A 15,147-nucleotide genomic window follows, 5' to 3' on the forward strand; every position below is an offset into this window, starting at 1 on the left:
ACCGGAGGATGGCCGCGCGACGGCACACGCCCCGCTCGGCTCAGGGCGATTTCGAGCCGCACTCCAGAGAGCCAGGGCCCGAGGGAGGTCATCGAACGCCGGACGGGCCAGTCGAGACCCGCGTATGTATGCGCCTAGCGGGCGTAATGTCGGCTTCGCGCCCATATGGCGGCTGCGCTCGAGAGAATGGATATCGTATGGCCACTCTGATCGCCGTGAACGTCGGCATGCCGAAAGGCGTTGCCTGGCATGGCAGGACCACGCATACCGCCATCTGGAAGCACCCTGTCGCCGGACCCCTGATGGCGCGGCGGCTCAATCTGGACGGCGACGGGCAAGGCGACCTATCCGGGCATGGCGGCGAGCAGCGTGCCGTACTGGTCTACCAGCTGGACTCCTACCGCCACTGGCAGGAGCACATGAAGCGGGACGACTTCACGTACGGCCAGTTCGGCGAGAACTTCACCGTGGAGGGACTCGCCGACGACGAGGTGTGCATCGGCGACCGCTACGAGATCGGCGGTGCGCTCTTCGAGGTCACGCAACCCCGGGTGACGTGCTACCGGGTGGGGTTGCGGCTGGGAGAACCTCGGATGGCCGCCCTGCTCGTGTCCCACCGCCGCCCGGGCTTCTACATGCGCGTGCTGGCAGAAGGGCAGGTGCAGGCAGGAGACGAGATCGTAAAAGTCGTCTCGGGCCCCGAGGAGATGACGGTCGCAGAGATCGACGCGCTGCTCTACCTGCCCGGTCACGCCCGGCCGCAGCTCGAACGCGCCTTGCGCATCCCAGCACTGAGCCCTGGGTGGAAGACGTCGCTGCGAGCCTTGCTCGACGACGCGGATCGCGGCCCTGGCGCCGTGGGCGGCAACAGTGGGCTCAGCGTCACCAGCCCGCCTCCGGCATGGCCCGGGTTCCGCCCGCTCGAAGTCGTCCGCATCGAACCGGAGAGCGCGAGTATTTTCTCGCTCACTCTGGCGTCAGTTGACGGTGAACCGCTCCCAGCCGCGTTGCCGGGGCAGTTCCTCGGAGTCCGCTTGCGGCCGGACCCACAGGCCTCCCCGGTCATCCGGAACTACTCGTTGTCCGGCCGACCGGGCGCCGAGACCTACCGCATCAGTGTCAAGCAGGAACCGCACGGTCTCGCCAGCACCTACCTTTCTCAGCACGTGAAAGTGGACGATGTTCTCGATGTCGCCGCTCCGCGCGGTACATTCCTGCTGGCGGACGCGGATACTCCTGTTCTGCTGCTGTCCGCCGGTGTCGGCGCCACTCCGGTCCTGGCCATGCTCCACGCTCTGGCCGCGAAACCCTCACGGCGCCCGGTGTGGTGGCTGCAGGCGGCTCGAGACGGCGAGAACCACCCCTTCGCCGACGAAGTGCACGCGCTGCTCTCCCGGCTGCCCGCAGGCCGGTCATTTGTCTCCTACAGCCGTCCGCGCAGCGTTGACCGCCCAGGTATCGACTACACGATGACGGGGCGGCTCAGCGTCGAGCGGATCCGCGCCCTCGAGCTGCCTCCGGACGCCGACGCCTACCTTTGCGGTCCAGGCGCGTTCATGCAGGACTTGTCCGAAGCCCTGGAGTCCTGTGGCATGCCGTCCTCGCGTATCCACACCGAGATCTTCGGGGCCGCGTCCGCCGTCACCCCCGGTGTGGTGGCGGGATCCGCCAGGGCACCGCACCAGCCGGCCCATCTTCCCGGCGGACAGGCGGGGCCGTCCGTGTCCTTCGCTCGCAGCGGGCTGACCGTCCCCTGGCACCGCGACTACGGGACCCTGCTAGAGCTCGCCGAGGCATGCGACGTGCCCGTGCGCTGGTCCTGCCGCACCGGGGTCTGTCACACCTGCGAGACCGGGCTGCTTTCGGGCCACGTCGACTACTCCCCGGAGCCCGTAGACCTCCCCGCCGAGGGAAGCGCCTTCATCTGTTGTTCGACGCCGCCTGCCGATTTGGTCCTGGACATGTGACCGGCTTGCGTCCGCAGCCAAGGGCGTCACGCTGCTGCGCCCGTATCCGTTCCCTGCGCCGCTCCGAGCGAGTCCGCGAGGCGCTGGAAGACGTCCAGGAGCAGGTCATCGACGGTGAGTGCGACGACGAGGCGTTCTCCGTCCAGGGCCGGGAGCCGTCGCACGCCGGACCGGCGGAAGGTCCGGTACGCGGCTTCCACGTTGTCCGTGGCCTCGAGCGCGGCGTCCCGCTCACCTTCCCCCCAGCAGAGCCCTCCCCTGACGTGGCCGACAGGGAACATCGGTCCTGCTTCACGGGCCGTTGAGCGTTCTTCGGCTCCACGGCACAGTGGCGCGGCCGGCGAGAGCCCCGGCCGCGCCGCGGAACATCCGCGGCCGTACGTCGTCCGTACAGGCACAGGAACGGGCAGTTCGGTCCTCCTGCGCAGCCCCTGCGCAGCCCCTGCGCTCAATAGTGCGCGTGGTGCGGCTGCCGGGGCCGGGCCAGGACAGCATCCGGGATCCGGCGGATCTGCGACCGCCGCGTGCGCCGAGCGGACAGCCGGTCCACGACTGCCTCGGCGGCGAGGGTCGCAACCAGTACCAGCACCATTGCGGCGCCCAACATGTACACAAAGAGCGTCCAGAAGTCCGCGGTCAGGGTCGTATACACGGCGGTCATCTCCTCACATCTGCTCGTCAACAGGAGCTTCCGTCCCTCAGCCTCCCCCCGCTGCGCGCCCTCCGCCCGGGGCCGGATGGGTCATTCGGGACCCGTACGGCCGGTCATGTGTAGGCCGTACGGCCCCTGATGCGGTACAGCAGGGAACAGGATCCTGGAATCGCACCCGCACAGTCCGTGAACGTTCGACGCGAGGAGGAAGCGATGAGTGCGAAACTGGAACGGCGCCAGGGATGGCCGCCGCTGCTGCCGGAACTGTTCGACTGGATCGAGGCCGGCATCCCCGCGGTGCCGGGAATGCGGAACGTGCCCGGACTGCACGGCATCCGCATCGAGCAGAAGCTGGCCGAGGGCGCGTACGTCGTGAAGGCCGAGTTGCCCGGAATCGACCCGGACCAGGATGTCGAGATCAGCATCGACGGCGATGTGCTGGTCATCCGCGCCGAGCGGACGGAGAAGGCCGAGGGCAGGCACCACTCGGACTTCCGCTACGGAGCGTTCGCCCGTTCCGTCCGGCTGCCCGCGGGCGCCCGGGCGGACGAGACCACGGCCGACTACAAGGACGGCGTCCTCACCGTGAACGTCCCGGTCACAGAGCCGAAGACCGGGGCGCGCACCATCAAGGTGCAGCGCGCCGACGCGTGAGAACCCCGTGATCCCCCGGCACGGCCGGGACGGGGAACGACGATCCCGACCGCGCGACTCCGGTCCGCGGTCGGGGCGGCCGCACGCTCCCAGAGATACCGGTCCCACGCCAGGATCCTCCGGCGGCGACCGTCCAGCGGAGCGGGGGGAGTTGCGTGCCCGGGTGGTAGAGGCTGGCAGGCACTTGCTGCCGGGGCTTGTCGTGCTGTCCGGCTACCGGCGGGCCTGGCTGCGCGGAGATCTGCTCGCCGGGGTGACCGTGGCGGCCTACCTGGTTCCTCAGGTGATGGCGTATGCGGGGCTGGCGGGGTTGCCGCCGGTCGCCGGCCTGTGGGCGATCGTGCCGCCGCTGTTGCTCTACGCGCTGCTGGGCTCGTCCCGGAAGCTGTCGGTCGGGCCGGAGTCCACCACGGCGCTGATGACCGCCACCGTCATCGGGCCGCTCGCCGCCGGGGACCCGGCCCGGTACGCGGTTCTGTGCGCTGCTCTCGCGGTCGCGGTCGGGCTGCTCTGCCTCGTCGCCTGGGCGGGGCGGTTGGGCTTCGTCGCCGATCTGCTGTCCCGGCCGGTTCTCGTCGGCTACATGGCGGGGGTGGCCCTGATCATGATCGTGGACCAGCTACCCCGGCTGACCGGCGTGCCCGTGCACGGGACGGAGTTCTTCCCGCAGCTGTTCTCCTTCGCCCGGCACGTTCCGCAGGCCCATCCGGCCACGCTGGCCTTCGCCACGGCGGCCCTGGTCTTCCTCTTCGCGGTGCAGAGCTACTTCCCCCGGCTGCCGGGGCCGCTGCTCCTCGTCGTCCTGGGAACCGCTGTTGTCGCCGTCTTCGGGCTGGAGCACCACGGGATCACCGTCATCGGCGCCATCCCCTCGGGGTTGCCCCGACCCGCACTGCCGGACCCGGGCGACCTGCCGCACCTGCTGCTGCCCGCGCTCGGAGTACTGCTGGTCGGCTACACGGACGTCATCCTCACCGCCCGCGCCTTCGCGACACAGGACGGCGGTCACCAGCTCGACGCCAATCAGGAGCTGCTGGCGCTGGGCGCCGCGAACCTCGGCGCCGGAGCCCTGCACGGCTTCCCGGTGAGCAGCAGCGCCAGCCGTACGGCGCTCGCCGACGCGGCGGGCGGCCGCACCCAGGCCTACTCCCTCGTAGCGCTCGGCGCCGTGCTCGCCGTGCTGCTGGTCGCAAGCCGGTTGCTGGCCCATATCCCGGCGACCGTGCTGGGCGCCATCGTCGTCTACGCCGCTCTACGGCTGATCGACCTGCCCGGTTTCCGGCGGCTGGCCGCATTCCGCCGCAGAGAGCTGTTGCTGGCGCTCGGCTGCCTCGTCGGCGTCCTGGCTCTGGACATCCTCTACGGCGTGCTGGTCGCCGTCGGCCTCTCCGTCGCCGAGATGCTGGCCCGGGTGGCCCGCCCGCACAACGCGATCGAGGGACGGGTCCCCGGGATGGCCGGGATGCATGATGTCGACGACTATCCGCAGGCTCGTACGATCACCGGGCTGGTCATCTACCGCTACGACTCACCACTCTTCTTCGCCAACGCCGAGAACTTCCGCCGCCGCGCCCTGTCCGCCGTCGACGAACACCGGGGGCCGGTGGCCTGGTTAATCCTCAACACAGAAGCCAATGTCGAGGTCGACATCACCGCACTGGACGCGGTCGAATCCCTGCGCAAGGAACTCGGCCGGCGCGGCATCGTGTTCGCCCTCGCCCGTGTGAAGCAAGAACTGCGCGACGACCTGGACGCGTACGGACTGACCGAGGCGATCGGCCCGGAAAGGATCTTCGCCACGTTGCCCACTGCCGTGGCGGCCTATCAGGACTGGCTCGCGAAGCGCCACGGGGCAGGCGCTCCCTGACGAAGGGCAGGACCGGGGGCGGGATCCGTGCGGCAGAACGGCAAGGAGGCCGCCGCTCCGACCACTCCGCACCGGATTCACCATCCTTCGATCCTGCCGGAACAGCGTCGTAGCGATCGGACCGCCAACGCCACGATCGCCGGACTTCCTTCACGGTTTCGTCGCCTCTGTGCCCGTTCCGCGGTTCCTCAGAGCTTCCGGATCCAGTCGTCGGCCACACCGTGCAGTGCCGGTTCGGCAACCTTCAGGTGCGAGTCGTCGAGCTGGTACGTGAGCTTGTCGACCACGGAGACCACTCCGTCGATCAGCGGGGTAAGACGTAGCGCGATGCCGATCTCGCTGCGGCGTTCCAGCCGCCCCTCCAGCGTCACCACCCCATCATCCACGGTGACGCCGATGGCCTGCGGGACGACCCACAGGGTGCGGACCAGCACCTGGTCGATCACATCGCGGCGGATGTCGCTGTCCGGCCGCAGGAAGACCTGGAGCAGGTCGCGGCGGGTGACGATGCCGATCAGGCGGTCCTGCTCGTCGACGACGGGCAGCCGCTCCACCTTCTGCTCCATCATGGTGCGGGCGGCCTCGGCGATGGAGTCCTCTGCGTGCACCGTGACCGCCGGCTGGGACATCAGCTGCCCCGCGGTACGGGCCCTTACCTTGATCTGCTCCCGGCGGTGGCCGCGGAAGAGCCGGCTCCACCGCGAAGCGGTTTCAGCGACGCTCGCGGCCTGGCGCATCATCAGGTCCGTCTCGGAGATGACACCGATGACCTTGTCGTCGCCGTCGACGACGGGAAGTCCGCTGATGCCGTGCCGGGACAGCTGCTCTGCGACCACTTTGAACGGCGTGGCGTGGACGGCCTTGACGACATTGGCCGTCATCACGTCGGTGATCCTGTTGTGCCTCATCACTGATTCCCCATCTCGGTGTGAACGCCCTTCTGCGGTGACGACTTCAGCGTCCACCTGTGCGAGCCGCCTTTCCAGAGGCCGCCCGGCCCTGCGGCGTGGGCCGTACGGTCCACTCATCAGCGGGCACCCCGCCGCAGCGGGATCCGTCCAGTCCGGCTCACCTCGAGAAGGCGACCCCGACGCCACGCAGCCTGTCCCATGCCGGTTGTCCCCAGCCCTGAGGCCAGAACGCTGCGCGGCTTCGGTGGTGGAACCGGCATCGACCCGGTCCTGTCACCGGCGGTGTGCGTCAGGCCGGAACGAACGCGACCGGACTCTCCGCGAATTCGGCGACCGCGTGCCCCACCGGGCCGAGCCCGTCCGGTCCGCGTCCCAACACGACCAGTCCCGCGTGCGCAGACGCGTTCACCAGAGCCCACGACGCGGTGAACAGCCGCACATCCGGAAGAACATCCACCTTGGCGTACTTCTCCCGCCAGCGACGCAACGCGTCATGGAGGACCTGCACTTCCTCGTCCTCCCATTCGGCCCGGTCCTCCTCCAGAACCGTGTACCGCGCACGGCCCTTCACTGGCGCCGGCAGCCGCCAGGCGTGCACCACGCGTAGCCGACAGCCCTGCCGTTGCGCGGCGTCAAAAGCGAAGCCGGTCGCAGTTGCCGCCGGGTGGCGCGCGTCAAACCCAAGGACGATCTCGCCGGCTGTGGCTTCCCGTACCAGGACCACGGGGCACTGTGCGCCGGCGGCAATCTGTCTGGCATCGCGGTTCATCGCACTGATCACGAGGAGGCCGGCACCGGCCGAAGCCGAAAGGAGGGCGGACTGCGGGCGCTCATCTCGCTGAGTCGTCATCGACAGCGCGGGATGCCGCACCCTTACAGCGGCCAGCACCCCGTCAAGGCCACCAGGTAACCCGGAAGCCATCAACCGTAATGCGCAGCGACGCCGTTGCGCCTCCGCCGCTGCCCATTCAGCAGTCTCCAGACCCTGAACGGAACCGTCCACACCAGCGACCACACAACGCTCCCCCATGGAGCTCACCTCCGGACTCCACTTTCGGCTCGACATAGGAGTTTCCGCTTGGGTCGGTCAGTCCCTGGTCTGCAGCAGGCCGCAGACCGGTTGGGAGCATTACCGCTGATGCATCGTGGTCAGCGCGTTCATGAGCACTCGCGGATCGCGCTGTCCCTTATAGACCGACGGCGGCTCCTTGCCGAGCTTGAGGAGTGTGTTGACGGCGGTCCAGGCGGTGCGTACCGAGTACTCCACCGTGAAGACCACGTCATCGGGAACCTCGGCGAACTGGCCGATGAAGGCCAGGTTGGTGGAGCCCTTCGGTACTACCTGCGGACGGTCACCGTGCTCACGGACCAGGAACTGGCTGGTGATGTAGGGCATCAGGCACGGGATGACGGTCGAGGTCTCCGCAATGCGGTCCAGGTTCGCTTCGAATTTCAGGTGGTGCAGGACCTCGCGCAGAATCTCCTGCCCTGTGCAGTCGGTCATCGGCTTGCCGACGTAGTCACCGGATCGATCCGGGAAGAGCCCGTAGCCCCACCAGACCGTGACGCCGTCGGGCTGCTCGCGGTACACCGGCTGGTGGTTCAGCACGATGGTGAGCAGCCAACTGGAGGACGGGAAGGTCATCAGACCGCCCTCGCCGGCCTCGCGCCCGCTCAGCGCCTCCATGAGCTCGACGAACAGTGGGTCCTTGCAGGTGACCGTGAAGGACTCCCAAGTGGAGTCCTTCACACTCCGGTCGAAGACGTGAGGGTTACCGAAGTCGTCGCGTCCTCGGGCCAGCCACTGCCAGAGCCGCCAGGACCCCGGCTGTTCGGAGGCAGCAATGACGGGTATCGGGGCCGCGGTATCGGATCCCAGACTGGAATTGGCGGTCATGGATCCGTTGGTGACGAGAACGAGGTCGTCGGGCGCTACGTGGATGTCTTCTCTGAGACCACCGTGGGTGTACAGGATCCGCTCGACGGTGGTCGCGTCACCCGGTGCGAACGCCAGGTCGGTGACCAGGCAGCCGGTGCGGGTGGTCACGCCTTGGTCGTTCAGCCACTTCTGGAGCGGACGCACGATGGAGTCGTACTGGTTGTACCGGGTCCGGTAGATCCCTGACATGGTGCCGAAAGTCGGGAACAGGTGCACGAAGCGGTTGAGGTAGCGCCGGAACTCGATGGCACTGTGCCATGGCTCGAACGCGAAGGTCGTGCACCACATGTACCAGAAGTTGGTGGCGAAGAACTCTTCGCCGAAGCAGTCGGAGATCCGCTTTCGGTTCAGGAGGCGCTCGGGAGTGGCCATGCAGGCGACCAGTTCGAGGCGGTCGCGTTCGGAGAAGCCCATGGAGCGGACATCGATGATCTTCCCGTCGCTGTCGACCAAGCGGGCAGCGTCATCCCAGGGAAAGGCTTCGTGAGCAGCGAAGGTGTCCTCGGTAACCGAAATCGACGGGTCGTCGACGGAGGGGATGGACGACAGCAGATCGTAGGTACAACGGAACTGGCCCTCGAACATTCGGCCGCCCCGCATCGAGTACCCGGTCTCCGCGGTGCCTCCCGCATCCAGGCTGCCACCGATCACCTCCTGCTCCTCCAGCAGGTGGATGTCACAGCCCGCGAATCCGCCGTCGCGGATCAGGAGAGCGGCGGCTGACAGTGCAGCGATGCCGCTCCCCACAAGATATGCCTTGGCCATAACATGCTCCTCTTCATCGTCACTGCGCCCACAGCTGTCACCGGCCGAAACGCCATCTGCTGCGGGCCGCCGGCGGCTCGTCCCCCGGGATCACCACTCTTCGCGGTGATCAATGCTGCGGCCAGGGCCTAATGGCCACCCCCGGCCCGTCCGACCGGTCCAACAGTGTTCATGAGATCGAGCCGCAGGGCCCGGAACCCCAGCCCCGTCGCGCCAGGGCTCTCAGGCGTGCGGTGCCACCGCGACCGGTGCCGAGCAGTGGTGGAGCACGGCGAGTGTGATGGGGCCGATATGCCTGCCGATCGGTGAGTGGCTGGTGCGCCGACCGACGACCAGGAGTGACGTGTCCGCAGAGGCGGTCAGCAGGTGCTCCGCAGGCCTTCCCGGCACGGACTCTTCGATCAGCTCTACTGCGGGATACTTGTCCCGCCAGGGACGCAGCATCTCGGTCAGGGCATGCGCCTGTTGAGTTACGAGAGCGGATTCCGGAGTGCTGCCGACCGTTGCGTCGCGGTGCTTGTAGGCCGACGGCAGCTTCCAGCAATGGATGACGCGCAACCTCGCGGAGCGTTGCAGAGCTGCGTCGAAGGCGACTCGAGCAGTTCGTCGCAGGGCCGTGCGAGATCGAGGCCGAGTACCACATCGCGGTACGGAGTGACGGTCGACGCAAGCCCGGCTTCGTCGGGTTGGTGTTCGTCCTGCGCGGTCTCGCCGGACCGTATGAGAACCACCGGCCGCTCGGCGCAGGCGACCGTTGCCAACGACGCTGATCCGACGAGGAAGCCCGAAATGCCCTTCGCCTGGAGGGAGCCGAGAACCAGAAGCTCGGCTTCTTCCGCGACGACCGGGAGAACAGCCGCGGGTTGCCCTCCCACCTGGTCAATGACGATCTCCAGCGCGGGGTACTCCCGGGTGAGCTCAGCGGCGGCCTCGCGCGGTATCCGCTGGGCCCAGTGGCGTTGTGCTTCCAAGCCGTCAGATGTCTCGCCGGGATGGGGATGCCAGTTCCAGACATGGACGAGCCGCACTGGCAGGTTCCTGCGCAGCGCATCACGGGCCGCCCAGCGAGCGCCGGCCATGCTTTCAGGGGAGCCGTCCAGGCCGACAGCAATGGGAGCGGACACGAGAGTTACCTCCAGAAGAGAGTTTCGGTGAACTCGTTCGACAGCAGCCTCCAGCTCTCCACACGCCCGGGACAGGGGCCGCACGGCCCGCTCCGGGACCGATCGGCCTTACCCGCGGCACGGTTGACGCAGTATCGCTCGACCGTCAAGTGCGCCCTGTAAGCGCGAGCAAGTCTGCAGGAGGGCGCCGCCAGGAAGGCCGGCACGACGCCGGTCACCGACGGTGACCCGCGCACACTGACCGTTCGCCCCGGGGTCGGGCACCGGCCCATGCAAGGGGCCTACTGCGCGGGCGAGCGGGACCGACCGGCCCTACCGCGTGCGGCACACCGCGTGTGAACTGACAGAAGGTGCGGTTTCGCAGCCGCCGACGGATCGAGTCAAGCGACCGGTCGGCAGTCGTCGCACACATGGCCGGAATCGGCCTGTCGAGGTGTGGAGAAGATCATGAGCATTGCATGCGTGCTGGCGGCCGTTGACGGCTCTCCGGAGAGTCTGCGAGCCGTGGACTGGGCGGTGGACGACGCCTTCCGCCGCGGAGCGCGGCTGCGGCTCGTCCACGCTTCTGTCTGGGAGCAGTTCGAACAGGAAACCGTGGACGACATTGAACTCGCGCCCGAGCGTAAGGCAATCGAGGACATCCTGGACTCCGCGGCCGAACGGGCGTCCGCGCGCCGGCCCGGCGTAGCGGTGGATACCGAAATGCTCGCCGAGGACGTCCTGTCCGCGCTGCTGGGCCTGCAGCGCTACTCCCCGCTGCTGGTGCTGGGAATCCGCGGCCACGGCGGATTCCCCGGGTTGCTGCTCGGCTCGGTGAGCCTGCGGGTCGCCGCGAGGGCCGCGTACCCCGTCGTGGTGGTTCGCGGTGAACGTGAGCCCGCGGAGGTCGGGCGCGGCCGTGTGGTACTGGGTGTGGGGTCGCACGATGTTTCAGCAGCGGCGGAGTTCGCGGTCGAGGAAGCGGCGGCGGGACATGCCGACCTGGAGCTCGTGCACGCATGGCGCCCCGAGATCGACATGTCGGGGGTGTCAGTGGTGATGGACGCCGGTGCGGCGGCCGACCGCGCACAGAACCTGCTGGGCGCAGTGCCCCTTCCCGAGACGGGAGTCAGCGGTCTGCGGGTACGGCGCAATGCTGTGCAGGGCCGGTCTGCCTCCAGCTTGCTGCGTGCGGCTGCCGGAGCAGACCTTCTCGTACTCGGCGCACGCCGCCGGCACGAGCATCCGGGCCTCCAACTCGGTTCGGTGAACCACGCCATGCTGCACCATGCCCCGTGCCCGGTGGCGATCGTGCCCGCTCGCTGACCCCCGCCGCCGGAGGCGGCCGCCTTGCACCAGGGAGGACCACTCAGGGGGCGCACACCACGCAGCGGCCGCGATACGGCCCGGTGCATCGCAGGTTCTGGTCCTTGCACGCACGGTTGTCGTCGCCTTTGAAGGGCCCGACCAGACTGATCCACGAGGACCATTCGGCGTTCAGCGGGACCTTCGGCCCCTCACGCATCCGGGGACGGCAGAGCACGCTGGGTGCAGAGCAACAGGCACTCGCTCACAGCGCCACTTCCAACCCGGACCTTCACCGGCGACTCCAGGACGTTTCGTACACGTTGCGTGTCTCCACCGGTGCACGTGACATCGATGACATGGCAGAACCCCGACATGTACACGTACAGCTACGGGTGGGTACCCGGCGTCATCGACCTCGGTGACATCGCCGCCAGCATCCAGAAGAACCTCGACGAGGTCGTCGCGAACGAGTCGGAGCGCCTCGACCGGCCGGTCGAAGTGCTGGCCCGCGTGGTGGAAGGCCATCCCGCGGAGGTCCTGCTGGCCGCAGCAGCGGGAGCCCAGCTGTTGACCGTGGGCACCAGGGGACACGGCACCTTCGCCGGGATCCTCCTCGGCTCGGTCAGCCAGCACTGCGTCCAGCACGCACCGTGCCCGGTCGTCGTCGTTCCTGAATGAGATGCCTGCCGGCCAGCTCCTCCGTACCGCCCCGCGAAAGAGAGCTTGGTCGGCCCCTGCCCATCGCCACACCGGCGCCATCGGATCCGCGGACCATCGATCATGCCGGGAGGCAGCCATGATGAACACGACAGCAGTGAAACCAGGACGAGGACCCGTCGAACGGCATCCGGGCGAGCAGGTGTCACTCGGCTCCTTCCCCACCTACGACGAGGCGCAGAGCGTCGTCGACTACCTCGCCGACCACGAATTCGAAGTGGAGACCACCCAGATCGTCGGAAGCGACCTCCGGATGGTGGAGCAGATCACCGGGCGGCTGAACTGGGAGCGCGCTCTGCTGTACGGAGCCACGAGCGGAGCATGGTTCGGAGCCTTCGTCGGCCTGCTGCTGAGCATCCTGAGCACGACAGCCTTCTGGAAGGCCATGGTCTGGGGCCTGAGCTGGGGTGTGCTGTTCGGCGGGATCTTCGCGCTGTTCCAGTTCGCCATGACCGCGGGACGCCGGGATTTCACGTCCAGAAGCGCCGTCATTCCCAGCCGTTATCAAGTACTGGTCATGGCGTCGCACGGCGATCACGCGCGATCAGTACTCAGCACCCGGTGAGCACCTGGCAGGCCGAGACCACGGTCCGCCGCTGCCCTCGACGCTAGGAGACAGTCCGGCCCCACAGAGCCGGCCGGCGGGTCCCCCGTCGGCCGGCTCTGTGGCGCTTCGGAACGCACCGGGTGGACGACACACTCACCGTGACCTGGTACCACCCAACGTGGTGGTCAGGCCTTCTCAAGACGGAATCCGGTGATGAGACCGGGCCGAATGCTCAGCACGCGGCCCATCGGGCCGCCGATCAACGGACGGAGCAGTTCCCCATACCGCTGGCCGTCGCGGCCGTCCGTAACGGGCATCGCATAGCCAGTGACGACCACGCTCCAACCGAGGTCCGTCTTCGGGTCGATGGCATCGGCCTCATAGGCCACGACAATGCCGGGGCAGTCGTCGGGCGCCGTGAGCGCGGCGATATCTCCGCCGTCGAAACCCCAGAGGACGATGTCCCCAGCGTCGATGATGTGGTTGACCGGGCATACTGCCGGCAGTGCGTGGCGGGTGAAGACGATGCGGCCGAGAGCGACCGTGCCGAGCAGTCTCAGGGCTTCGTCGGGTTCGAGCGTCGCCGTATGCCGCGGCCCGATTGCGGTGCGATCAGCCGTCGGCGTTCTCGGGGTGATCCCGTGGTACATCCTGATCGCCTCCCTCTCCAACTCCCCTACAGATCACCGCTGTCCCGAACACCGAGTGCTTCCTGCGCGGCTGGGGCCGTCGCCGTCGTGATCCTCAGCCGAGAGGAACCGTGAGCACCGGGCAGTGTGCCCGGTGGAGCAGTCCGTGTACGACGGAGCCGAGTTCCGAGCCGCTCGTGGTACTTTCCACGGTTCCTCCTCACCGAGAACCACCAAGGGTCCAGCTCTCACGCTGCCACAGCGGACTCTCCACGCGGAGGGCCGTTCAGGTCTCAGACGTGGGCCAAGAGTCCCCGAGTACACCCTCCCCAACAGCAGGCTGCTGCGTGCGGAGTGCGTGATCCGGTCCGGCATCCCGGGGGTGGGCAGGGGGCTGGTCGGTCCGACCAGGGGCCGTTTGGCCCCTCCTCCGCATCCTTGTCCCGGGCCACTCTGAAAGACCGCAGACCCCCCGCTCCGCCGGCTACCGCTGGAACGTGCCCCCAGGAGGCTCCCGCCATGAAACACCATGTGACCGTCGGCATCGACGGGTCACTCGAGAGCCGGACAGCAGCCATATGGGGTGCACGGGAGGCATCCTTGCGGGAGGTCCCGCTGCGACTCGTCCACGCGGTCGACTGGCCCATGAGCCCAGCCATTCCGAGGTCGGGCCGGGAGAGCGCCGACCGATGGGCCGACGAGGCGCTCACCGAGGCTTCGGAGGACGTACGCCGCCGGTACCCGGGCCTGGAGATCACCATCCGCTGTCTCTCCGGCAGGCCGGCCGCAGCCCTGGCGGCCGAGGCCACCGACGCAGAGCTGCTCGTCCTCGGCTCCCGAGGCCTGGGCAGCCTGGTCGGCTTCTTCGTCGGTTCGGTGGGCATGTCGACGCTCGCGGCCACGGAAACCCCGGTGGCCCTCGTACGGCCGCCGCGGGAAACCGGGCCCACGGAGCCCGCCGGGTACGGCGAGATCGTCGTGGGCGTGGACATCCACGAAGCCGCCGACAGACTCCTCTCCTTCGCCTTCGAGGAAGCCGCCCGTCGCAAGTGCGCCCTGCGGGCCGTGCATGGCTGGAAGCTTCCTCCCGCCTACGAGTACATCCCCTTCTTCGACCCCGACAACGAACGGGACATCGGCCGGAGTGTCACGCAGATGCTGGACGACATGCTGAAGCCGTGGCGAGACAAGTTCCCCTCCGTTCGCGCGGACTCCCAGGCGTTCATGGGACCTGCCGGCAGCCGACTGGTTCAGGCTTCGGTGGGCGCGGACCTCGTCATCGTCGGCCGGCATCTGCGCCGCTCGCCCCTGGGCGCCCATCTCGGGCCGGTCGCCCACGCCGTGCTGCACCACGCCACCGCCCCTGTCGCCGTCATCGCCCACGACTGACAACGCGGAGCACAGCCCCCGAACGGAGGCGGTGCGTCCACGGCCAAGGCCGTTGAGCTCACAACCGGTGTGCGCGGCGACTGCTCGCCCTCCAGCTCCGACATCCTCATGCGCTTTGATAGAATTGCAAAAACTGGCAATTCATTACATGCTGTGAGTGCTGTGTCTGCAGTCATCGATGGCACAGGACGAAGCCCAGTCCGGTGGAAGCCGGCGATGAGGAGGGCGCGCTGTGGCGGTTCCGCTGTATCAGGCCAAGGCAGACTTCTTCCGGATGCTCGCGCATCCGGTGCGGATCCGGGTGCTGGAGCTGCTGCAGGAGGGGCCCATACCGGTCCGCAAGCTGCTGACGGCGATCGAGGTGGAGCCGTCGAGCCTGTCGCAGCAGCTCGCCGTGCTGCGGCGGTCCGGGATCGTCACGTCCACCCGGGACGGTTCGACCGTGGTGTACGCGCTGGCCGGCGGAGACGTGGCCGTGTTGATGTCCGTGGCGCGCACCATCCTCGCGCAGGTTCTCACCGGCCAGAACGAGCTTCTTGCCGAGCTGCGGAAGAACGAGGTCGTCTCCCGGTGACTACGGTGCTGCACGATGCCTGGGGTTCGATCCGCTCGCTGCTCCCGGTCCGGGCGGATTTCTCCGGGATGCGACGGCAGCCGCGCCGGGATCTGCTGGCCGAGCACATCGTGGCGTACCGGATC

The 15,147-nt window shown here is 68.2% G+C and carries 16 protein-coding genes and 1 pseudogene; 9 read left to right on the forward strand and 8 right to left on the reverse strand.

The window, feature by feature from the left end; genetic code table 11:
- Nucleotides 1–197 precede the first annotated feature (197 nt).
- Nucleotides 198–1,967 (forward strand): MOSC and FAD-binding oxidoreductase domain-containing protein, encoded by a 1,770-nt coding sequence (locus O3W51_RS36920; RefSeq protein ID WP_269288469.1) that lies wholly within the window; start codon nucleotides 198–200, stop codon nucleotides 1,965–1,967.
- A 26-nt stretch (nucleotides 1,968–1,993) separates the two neighbouring features.
- Here O3W51_RS36920 and O3W51_RS36925 read toward each other — a convergent pair whose 3' ends face one another.
- Nucleotides 1,994–2,248 carry a hypothetical protein gene (locus O3W51_RS36925; protein WP_232486265.1) on the reverse strand — a complete coding sequence of 85 codons (255 nt, stop codon included), beginning with the start codon at nucleotides 2,246–2,248 and terminating at the stop codon, nucleotides 1,994–1,996.
- A gap of 167 nt (nucleotides 2,249–2,415) precedes the next feature.
- Nucleotides 2,416–2,628, reverse strand: coding sequence for a hypothetical protein (locus O3W51_RS36930; RefSeq protein WP_269288470.1), 213 nt, complete (start codon nucleotides 2,626–2,628; stop codon nucleotides 2,416–2,418).
- 204 nt (nucleotides 2,629–2,832) lie between these two features.
- Between O3W51_RS36930 and O3W51_RS36935 the strand changes: the two genes are divergently transcribed.
- Both O3W51_RS36935 and sulP read left to right on the forward strand, forming a co-directional pair.
- A complete protein-coding gene (locus tag O3W51_RS36935) occupies nucleotides 2,833–3,273 on the forward strand; it encodes an Hsp20/alpha crystallin family protein (RefSeq protein WP_198359490.1) in 441 nt (146 codons plus the stop codon).
- A 184-nt stretch (nucleotides 3,274–3,457) separates the two neighbouring features.
- Nucleotides 3,458–5,140: a sulfate permease gene (sulP, locus tag O3W51_RS36940; RefSeq protein ID WP_269288471.1), complete on the forward strand. Its 1,683-nt coding sequence runs from the start codon at nucleotides 3,458–3,460 to the stop codon at nucleotides 5,138–5,140.
- Between the two features lie 188 nt (nucleotides 5,141–5,328).
- Here sulP and O3W51_RS36945 read toward each other — a convergent pair whose 3' ends face one another.
- From O3W51_RS36945 to O3W51_RS36960, 5 genes and pseudogenes are all read right to left on the reverse strand, one after another.
- Nucleotides 5,329–6,048 (reverse strand): CBS domain-containing protein, encoded by a 720-nt coding sequence (locus tag O3W51_RS36945; RefSeq protein WP_269288472.1) that lies wholly within the window; start codon nucleotides 6,046–6,048, stop codon nucleotides 5,329–5,331.
- Nucleotides 6,049–6,340: 292 nt separating this feature from the next.
- A complete protein-coding gene (locus O3W51_RS36950) occupies nucleotides 6,341–7,066 on the reverse strand; it encodes a universal stress protein (RefSeq protein WP_269288473.1) in 726 nt (241 codons plus the stop codon).
- Between the two features lie 114 nt (nucleotides 7,067–7,180).
- Nucleotides 7,181–8,761: pseudogene (locus tag O3W51_RS36955) on the reverse strand (oleate hydratase); the annotation flags it as partial.
- A gap of 216 nt (nucleotides 8,762–8,977) precedes the next feature.
- Nucleotides 8,978–9,313, reverse strand: coding sequence for a universal stress protein (locus O3W51_RS48570; RefSeq protein ID WP_331284119.1), 336 nt, complete (start codon nucleotides 9,311–9,313; stop codon nucleotides 8,978–8,980).
- Nucleotides 9,226–9,879, reverse strand: a complete 654-nt coding sequence (locus O3W51_RS36960; protein ID WP_331284120.1) for a universal stress protein — start codon at nucleotides 9,877–9,879, stop codon at nucleotides 9,226–9,228. The genes O3W51_RS48570 and O3W51_RS36960 overlap by 88 nt, the downstream gene beginning before the upstream one ends.
- Before the next feature lie 447 nt (nucleotides 9,880–10,326).
- On the opposite strand from O3W51_RS36960, the gene O3W51_RS36965 reads away from it, so the two are divergent.
- The 4 genes from O3W51_RS36965 (at nucleotide 10,327) to O3W51_RS36975 (ending at nucleotide 12,448) form a co-directional block, all read left to right on the forward strand.
- The gene (locus tag O3W51_RS36965; protein ID WP_269288474.1) at nucleotides 10,327–11,184 is read left to right on the forward strand and encodes a universal stress protein; all 858 of its coding nucleotides are present in this window, start codon (nucleotides 10,327–10,329) and stop codon (nucleotides 11,182–11,184) included.
- A gap of 83 nt (nucleotides 11,185–11,267) precedes the next feature.
- Complete coding sequence (locus O3W51_RS49040; RefSeq protein WP_443048380.1) at nucleotides 11,268–11,588, forward strand: DUF5133 domain-containing protein; 321 nt, start codon at nucleotides 11,268–11,270, stop codon at nucleotides 11,586–11,588.
- Nucleotides 11,518–11,844 (forward strand): universal stress protein, encoded by a 327-nt coding sequence (locus tag O3W51_RS36970; RefSeq protein WP_138351963.1) that lies wholly within the window; start codon nucleotides 11,518–11,520, stop codon nucleotides 11,842–11,844. The genes O3W51_RS49040 and O3W51_RS36970 overlap by 71 nt, the downstream gene beginning before the upstream one ends.
- A 118-nt stretch (nucleotides 11,845–11,962) precedes the next feature.
- A complete protein-coding gene (locus tag O3W51_RS36975) occupies nucleotides 11,963–12,448 on the forward strand; it encodes a general stress protein (protein WP_232486268.1) in 486 nt (161 codons plus the stop codon).
- A 167-nt stretch (nucleotides 12,449–12,615) separates the two neighbouring features.
- Here O3W51_RS36975 and O3W51_RS36980 read toward each other — a convergent pair whose 3' ends face one another.
- Complete coding sequence (locus tag O3W51_RS36980) at nucleotides 12,616–13,080, reverse strand: pyridoxamine 5'-phosphate oxidase family protein (RefSeq protein ID WP_138351964.1); 465 nt, start codon at nucleotides 13,078–13,080, stop codon at nucleotides 12,616–12,618.
- Between the two features lie 498 nt (nucleotides 13,081–13,578).
- Between O3W51_RS36980 and O3W51_RS36985 the strand changes: the two genes are divergently transcribed.
- Together O3W51_RS36985 and O3W51_RS36990 are read left to right on the forward strand one after the other, a co-directional pair.
- The gene (locus tag O3W51_RS36985) at nucleotides 13,579–14,448 is read left to right on the forward strand and encodes a universal stress protein (RefSeq protein WP_187145185.1); all 870 of its coding nucleotides are present in this window, start codon (nucleotides 13,579–13,581) and stop codon (nucleotides 14,446–14,448) included.
- Nucleotides 14,449–14,680: 232 nt separating this feature from the next.
- Nucleotides 14,681–15,022, forward strand: a complete 342-nt coding sequence (locus O3W51_RS36990) for an ArsR/SmtB family transcription factor (RefSeq protein WP_138351965.1) — start codon at nucleotides 14,681–14,683, stop codon at nucleotides 15,020–15,022.
- The last annotated feature ends 125 nt before the right edge of the window (nucleotides 15,023–15,147 follow it).

This window comes from Streptomyces sp. H39-C1, assembly GCF_027158125.1.
Lineage (GTDB): Bacteria > Actinomycetota > Actinomycetes > Streptomycetales > Streptomycetaceae > Actinacidiphila > Actinacidiphila fildesensis.

Coding starts and splice junctions, on each gene's coding strand:
- O3W51_RS36920 (WP_269288469.1), top strand. CDS start 198: ATGGCCACTCTGATCGCCGTGAACGTCGGCATGCCGAAAGGCGTTGCC.
- O3W51_RS36925 (WP_232486265.1), bottom strand. CDS start 2,248: ATGTTCCCTGTCGGCCACGTCAGGGGAGGGCTCTGCTGGGGGGAAGGT.
- O3W51_RS36930 (WP_269288470.1), bottom strand. CDS start 2,628: ATGACCGCCGTGTATACGACCCTGACCGCGGACTTCTGGACGCTCTTT.
- O3W51_RS36935 (WP_198359490.1), top strand. CDS start 2,833: ATGAGTGCGAAACTGGAACGGCGCCAGGGATGGCCGCCGCTGCTGCCG.
- O3W51_RS36945 (WP_269288472.1), bottom strand. CDS start 6,048: ATGAGGCACAACAGGATCACCGACGTGATGACGGCCAATGTCGTCAAG.
- O3W51_RS36965 (WP_269288474.1), top strand. CDS start 10,327: ATGAGCATTGCATGCGTGCTGGCGGCCGTTGACGGCTCTCCGGAGAGT.
- O3W51_RS36970 (WP_138351963.1), top strand. CDS start 11,518: ATGACATGGCAGAACCCCGACATGTACACGTACAGCTACGGGTGGGTA.
- O3W51_RS36975 (WP_232486268.1), top strand. CDS start 11,963: ATGATGAACACGACAGCAGTGAAACCAGGACGAGGACCCGTCGAACGG.
- O3W51_RS36980 (WP_138351964.1), bottom strand. CDS start 13,080: ATGTACCACGGGATCACCCCGAGAACGCCGACGGCTGATCGCACCGCA.
- O3W51_RS36985 (WP_187145185.1), top strand. CDS start 13,579: ATGAAACACCATGTGACCGTCGGCATCGACGGGTCACTCGAGAGCCGG.